Origin of the sequence: Streptococcus sp. HMSC071D03, from assembly GCF_001812125.1 — a bacterium.
GTDB lineage: Bacteria > Bacillota > Bacilli > Lactobacillales > Streptococcaceae > Streptococcus > Streptococcus pseudopneumoniae_N.
Genome location: NZ_KV807688.1, coordinates 1 through 7,949 on the forward strand (window position 1 = coordinate 1; position 7,949 = coordinate 7,949).

The following is a 7,949-nucleotide window of genomic DNA, read 5'->3' on the forward strand; positions in this document are numbered from 1 at the left end:
ATATCCCTTTTTATTTTTCTCAAATACAGATTTTCGGATGGAATATCAGATGATGAGACAACATATTTTTGAAAAGTAAAAAAGACAAACGCCAAAAATGACGTTTGTCTTCGTTCTGAAATCCTAAGTTTTCTCTTAGGATTTTTCTTCTTTTTTTGATAAAATAAAGGTAGTATGGAATGAACATTAGATGGTTTTTTTACTACTCTAATGAACGGAGAATAAACTCGTATGCGTATTAAATGGTTTTCCTTGATTAGGATTACAGGCTTACTCTTGGTACTCTTGTACCATTTTTTTCAGACGGTTTTCCCAGGAGGTTTCTTCGGGGTTGACGTCTTCTTCACCTTTTCAGGTTTTCTAATTACGTCACTCCTGTTAGAAGAATTTGGACAAAAAGGTAAGATTGATATCCTAGGATTTTTCAGGAGACGTTTTTATCGTATTTTCCCTCCAGTCGTCTTGATGATCCTGGTCGTTATGCCTTTTACTTTCTTGGTTCGCCAAGATTATATAGCCGGGATTGGTAGTCAGATAGCTGGTGTTCTTGGTTTTATGACTAACTTCTATGAAATGTTAACAGGGGGAAGTTATGAATCGCAGTTCATTCCTCATTTGTTTGTTCATAATTGGAGCTTGGCGGTTGAGGTTCATTACTATATCTTGTGGGGCTTGGCGGTTTGGTTCTTGTCCAAGCAGGTAAAATCATCTGGACAATTAAGAGGGCTTGTCTTTCTTATATCATCAGCTGTCTTTATCATCGGTTTTCTTTCAATGTTTATCGGTAGCTTTATCGTTAGTTCCTACTCGACGCTTTACTTTTCTAGCTTTACTCACGTCTATCCTTTCTTTCTAGGCAGTATTTTGGCATCTTTGGTAGGTGTTCGTCAAACGACACCTCTTCTCAAACGTTTGAATCAAACCCTAGACTTGAAACAGACCTTGCTAGTATTTGGGGCTGGTCTCGGAGTTTTACTCTTATTGACCTTCTTTGTGAAATTCAATTATCTCTTTGCCTACTTGCTTGGCTTCTTGTTGGCAAGTTTAGCTGCCCTTTTGATGATTGTTGCAGCACGAGTTTTACATGAGAAAACTCCGACGATTGAAGAACCCAAGGTAATTAGCTTCTTAGCTGATACCAGCTATGCTGTTTATCTTTTCCACTGGCCGTTTTATATCATTTTCTCTCAGTTGATGAGCAATCTACCGGCAGTGATTCTCACTACTATCTTTTCTTATCTCTTTGCAAGCCTTTCTTTCTATGTGATTGAACCTTTCATTGCCGGGAAGAACACTAGCTTATTGCAAAAGGTAAAAGAAATTCCGCATATTCAACCAATTTTTACGGGGAGCGTCGGTTTTCTTAGCTTGCTGACACTGATTGTGATGCTCATAGCTCCCCAAGTCGGTGCTTTTGAAACGGATTTGATGGTAAATGGCCTCAATCAAGCTCAAACCAATATTACCCGTACAAAAACCATGGCGGATCAAGCAGAAGCCAGTCGCTACAATATTGCCGAAGGTGTATCCATCATTGGAGATTCTGTAACCTTGCGTGCAACACCTGGACTTAAAGAGGTTCTACCAGACGCTCAGACAGATGGTCAAATAAGCAGAAATACCAAGCAAGCCAATGCTATTATGCTCAACCACAGTCAGAATAAAGTCCTCCCTAAAATAGTCGTTATTGCTACTGGAGTGAATAATCCTGAGGATTATAAGGCTGATATCGATTCTTTGATAACAAATCTACCTAAGGGGCATCAACTTGTACTTATAACACCTTATGAGGGTGATACAACTCAAGCAACTCAGCCTTATGTAGAACAATATGCTAGCTATGCGCGTGAAGTTGCTCAAAAGTATCCTTACATTGAAATTGCAGATTGGAACCAAGTATCCAAAGATAATCCAGATATCTGGAAAGGAACTGACCAGGTTCACTTTGGAAGTGATAATACCAAATTAGAAGAGGGTGCTAAGCTCTACGCAGAAACGATAGCATCAGCTATCAAGGCCTTGGCAGATAAGCCTGTGAAGTCAAAATAATATTTAAAAAGTAGAGATGACCGTTCTCTACTTTTTCTTTTTAGAAAGTACTTCTTAGAAAATAATTCATTCTCTAAGCTTCTCTCTCTAACCTATGGTAATATCGTCTTACTCTAGGTTGTTAGATCTTTGGGTAGTTTGGCTCAACTATGGCAATCTCTAGACTTTCGTTTTTATGGCGGATCACGTCTTGATTGGGAAAAACTTGCCAAATTGTCAGAATTATGAGAAAATAGGTGCAGTCAGAAAATGGAGGGAATGTAATGAGAGAAGACATCAAGATTAATGACCGTGCTTTAGCATTAGGAAATCAAATCATTGAAGTGCTCGAAAAAGTTTATGATACAGATGTAGAGTTAGATGTATACAACCTTGGATTGATTTACGAGATTGACTTGGACGAAAATGGACTTTGTACAGTTGTTATGACCTTCACGGATACTGCCTGTGACTGTGCAGAAAGTTTACCTATTAAAATTGTGGCAGGTCTGAAACAGATTGAAGGAATTGAGGATGTCAAGGTTGAGGTTACTTGGTCTCCAGCTTGGAAGATTACACGTATTAGTCGTTATGGGCGTATAGCTCTAGGGCTACCTCCACGATAGTTATCTATTTTGAAAAATACAAAAAGCAAGCTAGTTTAAGCTTGCTTTTGATTTGCTTATTTTTTACCCGATTGTTCCATATTCCAGAAATCTGTAACGGCACCACGTGATGCAGAAGATACGGTATGGGCATACTTGCCGAGAACACCACGGCTATAAAGTGGTGGCAAGGTTGTTTCTGCCTTGCGTTTTTCAAGCTCTTCATCGGAAACGTCCATGGAAATTTCTTTGGTATCTTGGTCAACTGTAACGATATCGCCTGTACGAAGGTAAGCAATTGGTCCACCATCCTGAGCTTCAGGAGCGATATGTCCAACAACCAGACCATAAGTACCACCAGAGAAACGGCCGTCTGTCAAGAGGGCAACCTTGTCTCCTTGACCTTTACCAACAATCATTGATGAAAGTGACAGCATCTCAGGCATACCAGGACCACCTTTAGGTCCAACGAAACGAACAACGACAACATCGCCATCAACGATTTCATCTGTCAGAACGGCCTGGATAGCATCTTCTTCTGAGTCAAAGACCTTAGCTGGACCAACGTGACGACGCACTTTAACACCTGATACTTTAGCAACCGCGCCATCAGGGGCAAGGTTCCCGTTCAAGATAATAAGCGGACCATCCGCACGTTTTGGATTTTCAAGTGGCATAATAACTTTTTGACCTGGTGTAAGGTCTGCAAAGTCAACCAAGTTCTCAGCAACTGTCTTACCAGTACATGTAATGCGGTCTCCATGAAGGAAGCCATTCGCCAAGAGATATTTCATAACCGCAGGCACACCACCAACTTCGTAGAGATCTTGGAAGACATACTGACCAGAAGGTTTCAAGTCGGCCAAGTGAGGCACACGCTCTTGGATCGTATTGAAGTCCTCAAGTGACAAGTCAACATTTGCGGCATGGGCAATGGCAAGCAAGTGAAGAGTGGCATTTGTAGAACCACCGAGAGCCATAGTTACAGTGATAGCATCTTCAAAGGCTTCACGAGTCAAGATATCAGACGGTTTGAGACCGAGTTCAAGCATTTTAACTACAGCACGTCCAGCTGCTTCTATGTCTTCTTTCTTATCAGCAGATTCTGCTGGGTGAGAAGAAGAACCTGGCAAGCTCATCCCCAAAACTTCGATAGCAGTCGCCATGGTGTTGGCAGTATACATACCACCACAACCACCAGGGCCAGGGCAGGCATTACATTCGAGACGTTTCACGTCCTCAGCTGTCATATCACCGTGGTTCCATTTTCCGATTCCCTCAAATACAGAAACCAAGTCGATGTCTTTGCCATCCAGTTTTCCAGGGGCGATAGTACCACCGTAAGCGAAAATAGCTGGGATATCCATATTGGCAATGGCAATCATAGAACCAGGCATGTTCTTGTCACAACCACCGATAGCCACAAAGGCATCCACGTTGTGACCGCCCATAGCAGCTTCGATAGAATCCGCAATGATATCACGAGACGTTAGAGAGAAGCGCATACCAGGCGTTCCCATGGCAATCCCGTCTGCTACCGTAATGGTTCCAAACTGCACAGGCCAAGCACCAGCAGATTTGACACCTTCTTTTGCAAGCTTACCGAAGTCATGCAAGTGGATATTACATGGTGTATTTTCTGCCCAAGTCGAAATGACTCCCACAATCGGTGTTTCAAAGTCCTTATCTGTCATACCAGTCGCACGAAGCATGGCACGGTTTGGTGATTTAACCATGCTGTCATAGATACTGCTGCGGTGACGTTTATCTAATTCTGTCATTTGTTCCCTCCCAATTCAGTTTGTATCATTATAGCACATTTTAAAAGCAATGAACAGAAGAAAATTCTTGAATTTTCAGAAAATTCTATACAGAAATATTTTCTTTAAAAATTTTGCATTTATTTCTTGACTTTATAAATTAAAGTGATATCGTTTAGATATCAAATATAGGAGGTCATTCTGATGACTGAAAAACTAATCAATTCAAAACCAAATGGTGTAGTAGCATTGGTACTCATTGAGTTGGCACTCGTACTTGGTTTCCTTATATTTATAATGGGTGCTGGTTCGGAAAATATTTTTGGAATTATTATCGGGCTTTTATTAATCTTAATTTCAGCTCTAGCTCATGCTGGTTTAAAAGTTGTTAAACCTCAGGAAGCTCTGGTTTTGACCCTCTTTGGTAACTATACGGGTACCATTAAAGAACCTGGTTTTTACTTTGTCAATCCCTTCAGTATAGCGGTCAATCCTGCAAACCACACTCGACTAGGTCAAAGTGGTGATGTTAGCACAAAATCCCCTTTTTCAGGGATGAAATCATCAAATGGCAATGATGTAAACCTTGAAATTGGCAAGAAACAGATTTCCCTCAAGGTTATGACTTTGAGCAATTCCCGTCAAAAGATTAACGATTGCTTAGGGAACCCTGTAGAAATCGGCATCGCGGTAACTTGGAGAGTTGTCGATACAGCCAAAGCAGTCTTCAACGTTGATAACTACAAAGAATATCTGTCATTGCAGTGTGATAGTGCACTCCGTAATATTGTCCGCATCTATCCTTACGATGTGTCTCCGAATGTGGATACTACGGGTGATGGGCAAGCCGATGAAGGAAGTCTCCGTGGCTCTAGCGAAATTGTAGCTAACCGTATTCGTGAAGAAATCCAAAGTCGTGTAGAGGATGCTGGTTTGGAAATTCTTGAGGCACGTATTACTTACCTAGCTTATGCACCGGAAATTGCAGCTGTCATGCTTCAACGCCAACAAGCATCAGCCATTATTGATGCACGTAAGATGATTGTAGACGGCGCTGTAGGAATGGTTGAAATGGCACTGGAACGTCTCAATGAAGGAGAGTTGGTTGAACTAGATGAAGAGCGTAAAGCAGCAATGGTTTCAAATCTCCTAGTCGTTCTCTGTGGCAATCATGATGCACAACCAATTGTCAATACAGGAAGCCTTTATTAGAAATGGCAGAAGCTAAAAAAAAGCAAATCCCCCTTCGACTTTCGAATAAGCTATACGCTGCACTCGCATCATGGGCAGAAGATGACTTCCGATCAGTCAATGGGCAAATCGAGTATCTTCTCACCGAATGCGTCAAACAACGAAAAAAAGACGGGAAATACGTCTCAGAAACCATTGATGAAGCATTCGAGATTGATATTTAATCTATTTTCCTATCCAGCAGATTGGATAGGAAAATTTTTTAATCTTTTTTTGTCAAGTAACTTTACTTTACAAAAAAGTTTTGATATACTATTAAAGTTGATGAAAATCAAACCTAACTGAATTTATATCTTAAAAGGAGAAATCAAAATGGCAGTACCTGCACGTCGCACTTCAAAAGCGAAGAAAAACAAACGTCGTACACACTACAAAGTAACAGCTCCATCTGTAAACTTTGACGAAACTACTGGAGATTACTCACGTTCTCACCGTGTATCACTTAAAGGATACTACAAAGGACGTAAAATCGCTAAAGCTGCATCAGCTGAATAATAGAAGGGAGATACCATGCGCGTAAATATTACACTTGAACACAAAGAATCTGGTGAACGCTTGTACCTTACTTCTAAAAACAAACGTAACACTCCAGACCGTCTTCAATTGAAGAAATACTCACCAAAACTTCGCAAACACGTTGTGTTTACAGAAGTGAAGTAAGCATTCAATACGAATCAATACATAAGAAAAACGCTGATTCCAAGCGTTTTTTCTTTTGTTAATTTTACTATATTTCAGTTCAATCTCTACCTTTTTTAGATAAATATATCATTTAGATATTGAAATTAAGCCCTGCTATCATTTCGATGGCAGAGCTTTTTAATGTTTGGTACACTACCTTCTTATCTATATTTTGATGGAGCTGAAGTTGACATCTACAAAGTTTAATGTTAAAATACATTCAAAAATATATTTGAATGAGGTGTTTTATGATTCAAAATGTTGTTACTTCAATAATCCTGTATTCTGGGACAGCCGTAGACTTACTTATTATCCTAATGTTATTTTTTGCCAAAAGAAAAAGCAGAAAAGACATCATTAACATCTATTTAGGACAATTTCTAGGCTCTGTTAGTCTAATATTGCTAAGTTTACTTTTTGCATTTGTCTTAAATTATATTCCTAGTAAAGAGATTTTAGGTTTGCTCGGTTTGATTCCAATTTTCCTAGGACTCAAAGTTTTGCTTTTAGGAGATTCTGATGGAAAAGCTATTGCAAAAGATGGTTTGCGAAAAGACAATAAAAACCTGATTTTTCTAGTCGCTATGATTACTTTTGCAAGTTGTGGTGCTGACAATATTGGTGTTTTTGTCCCATATTTTATTACCTTAAATTTAGCGAATTTGATAGTGGCTTTACTTACCTTTCTAGTCATGATTTATCTCTTGGTTTTTTCTGCCCAAAAATTGGCACAAGTCCCTTCTGTTGGAGAAACTTTGGAAAAATATAGCAGATGGTTTATTGCCGTTGTTTATTTAGGATTGGGGATGTATATCCTGATTGAAAACAACAGCTTTGACATGCTATGGACTATGTTAGGCTAGGAGAAAATATTATGAAAAAAGATAGTATCTGCCAAGTGAATATTATAAATCAACAAAATGTTACAACCGCAATGAACTACCTTGAAAAGGAAAAAGTCCAAAAATCACTTCGCATTTTAACAAAGTTTACCGATAATAAACAGATAAATATCATCTTTTATCTCCTTGCTGTTGAAGAACTCTGTGTCTGTGATATAGCCTGTTTACTAGATCTCAGTATGGCATCTGCCTCCCACCATCTTCGTAAACTAGCCAATCAAAACATCTTGGATACTAGAAGAGAGGGGAAAATTATATATTATTTTATAAAAGATGAGGAAATCAGAGATTTTTTTAATCAACTAGGATAACAACTATTTTTACGTCTAGAGCGTTTTTGTGTTGTTTAAGAAAAATAGATAGAGGTTTTAGATAACTACACATATTAGTTTTTTTAAATGAGATTTAATCGATGATAACTAGAAAGGATTATTGCTAAATATCTTGTTTATTGCCAATTAAAAGACGGTAGAATCTTCATCCTACGGTGTTGTTGCTTTTTAAATGCAAGAAGTGACAGAAGGAAAATGTAGAAAGCACCTTTTATATTTAATAGGCAGGCGGAAGGTTTCAAGAGGAAAAACTTGGAACTTTGAGTGTACCAATTGGGTAAATTACTAGTACATTAGATATTTTATAGATTTCGAAAGTAAATTGGAAGGATTTTCAAATTATCCCCCCTGCAAAAAAGGCTAAATTCCCAAACTAAGTTCCACCGCTAG

10 protein-coding genes are annotated in these 7,949 nt (G+C 38.9%); 8 read left to right on the forward strand and 2 right to left on the reverse strand.

The genetic code is table 11. The features are described 5' to 3' along the window. Window positions 1-231 precede the first annotated feature (231 nt). Both HMPREF2837_RS00280 and HMPREF2837_RS00285 read left to right on the forward strand, forming a co-directional pair. The gene (locus HMPREF2837_RS00280; protein WP_049549043.1) at window positions 232-2,049 is read left to right on the forward strand and encodes an acyltransferase family protein; all 1,818 of its coding nucleotides are present in this window, start codon (window positions 232-234) and stop codon (window positions 2,047-2,049) included. 263 nt (window positions 2,050-2,312) lie between these two features. Beyond that, window positions 2,313-2,654 (forward strand): metal-sulfur cluster assembly factor, encoded by a 342-nt coding sequence (locus tag HMPREF2837_RS00285; protein WP_049549044.1) that lies wholly within the window; start codon window positions 2,313-2,315, stop codon window positions 2,652-2,654. A 56-nt stretch (window positions 2,655-2,710) separates the two neighbouring features. Here the strand turns inward: HMPREF2837_RS00285 and ilvD are convergent, their stop codons facing one another. Continuing rightward, a complete protein-coding gene (ilvD, locus tag HMPREF2837_RS00290) occupies window positions 2,711-4,414 on the reverse strand; it encodes a dihydroxy-acid dehydratase (RefSeq protein ID WP_049549045.1) in 1,704 nt (567 codons plus the stop codon). A 183-nt stretch (window positions 4,415-4,597) separates the two neighbouring features. Here ilvD and HMPREF2837_RS00295 point away from each other — a divergent pair, with 183 nt between their 5' ends. The 4 genes from HMPREF2837_RS00295 to rpmG all read left to right on the forward strand — a co-directional run bounded on the left by HMPREF2837_RS00295 (window position 4,598) and on the right by rpmG (window position 6,304). Further along, window positions 4,598-5,605 (forward strand): SPFH domain-containing protein, encoded by a 1,008-nt coding sequence (locus HMPREF2837_RS00295; RefSeq protein ID WP_075230495.1) that lies wholly within the window; start codon window positions 4,598-4,600, stop codon window positions 5,603-5,605. 2 nt (window positions 5,606-5,607) lie between these two features. Continuing rightward, window positions 5,608-5,808, forward strand: a complete 201-nt coding sequence (locus tag HMPREF2837_RS00300) for a type II toxin-antitoxin system antitoxin (protein ID WP_049549047.1) — start codon at window positions 5,608-5,610, stop codon at window positions 5,806-5,808. A 148-nt stretch (window positions 5,809-5,956) separates the two neighbouring features. Further along, window positions 5,957-6,139 carry a 50S ribosomal protein L32 gene (gene rpmF / locus HMPREF2837_RS00305; RefSeq protein ID WP_000290417.1) on the forward strand — a complete coding sequence of 61 codons (183 nt, stop codon included), beginning with the start codon at window positions 5,957-5,959 and terminating at the stop codon, window positions 6,137-6,139. A 15-nt stretch (window positions 6,140-6,154) separates the two neighbouring features. After that, entirely contained in the window at window positions 6,155-6,304 is a 150-nt protein-coding gene (gene rpmG / locus HMPREF2837_RS00310) for a 50S ribosomal protein L33 (protein WP_001265622.1), read from the forward strand. Window positions 6,305-6,416: 112 nt separating this feature from the next. On the opposite strand, the gene HMPREF2837_RS11565 is transcribed toward rpmG, so the two are convergent. Beyond that, the gene (locus tag HMPREF2837_RS11565) at window positions 6,417-6,545 is read right to left on the reverse strand and encodes a FanG protein (protein ID WP_080979389.1); all 129 of its coding nucleotides are present in this window, start codon (window positions 6,543-6,545) and stop codon (window positions 6,417-6,419) included. Between the two features lie 28 nt (window positions 6,546-6,573). On the opposite strand from HMPREF2837_RS11565, the gene HMPREF2837_RS00315 reads away from it, so the two are divergent. Beyond that, a complete protein-coding gene (locus HMPREF2837_RS00315) occupies window positions 6,574-7,188 on the forward strand; it encodes a CadD family cadmium resistance transporter (protein ID WP_049549048.1) in 615 nt (204 codons plus the stop codon). Window positions 7,189-7,199: 11 nt separating this feature from the next. Continuing rightward, entirely contained in the window at window positions 7,200-7,538 is a 339-nt protein-coding gene (gene cadX, locus HMPREF2837_RS00320) for a Cd(II)/Zn(II)-sensing metalloregulatory transcriptional regulator CadX (RefSeq protein ID WP_049549049.1), read from the forward strand. Window positions 7,539-7,949 lie beyond the last annotated feature (411 nt).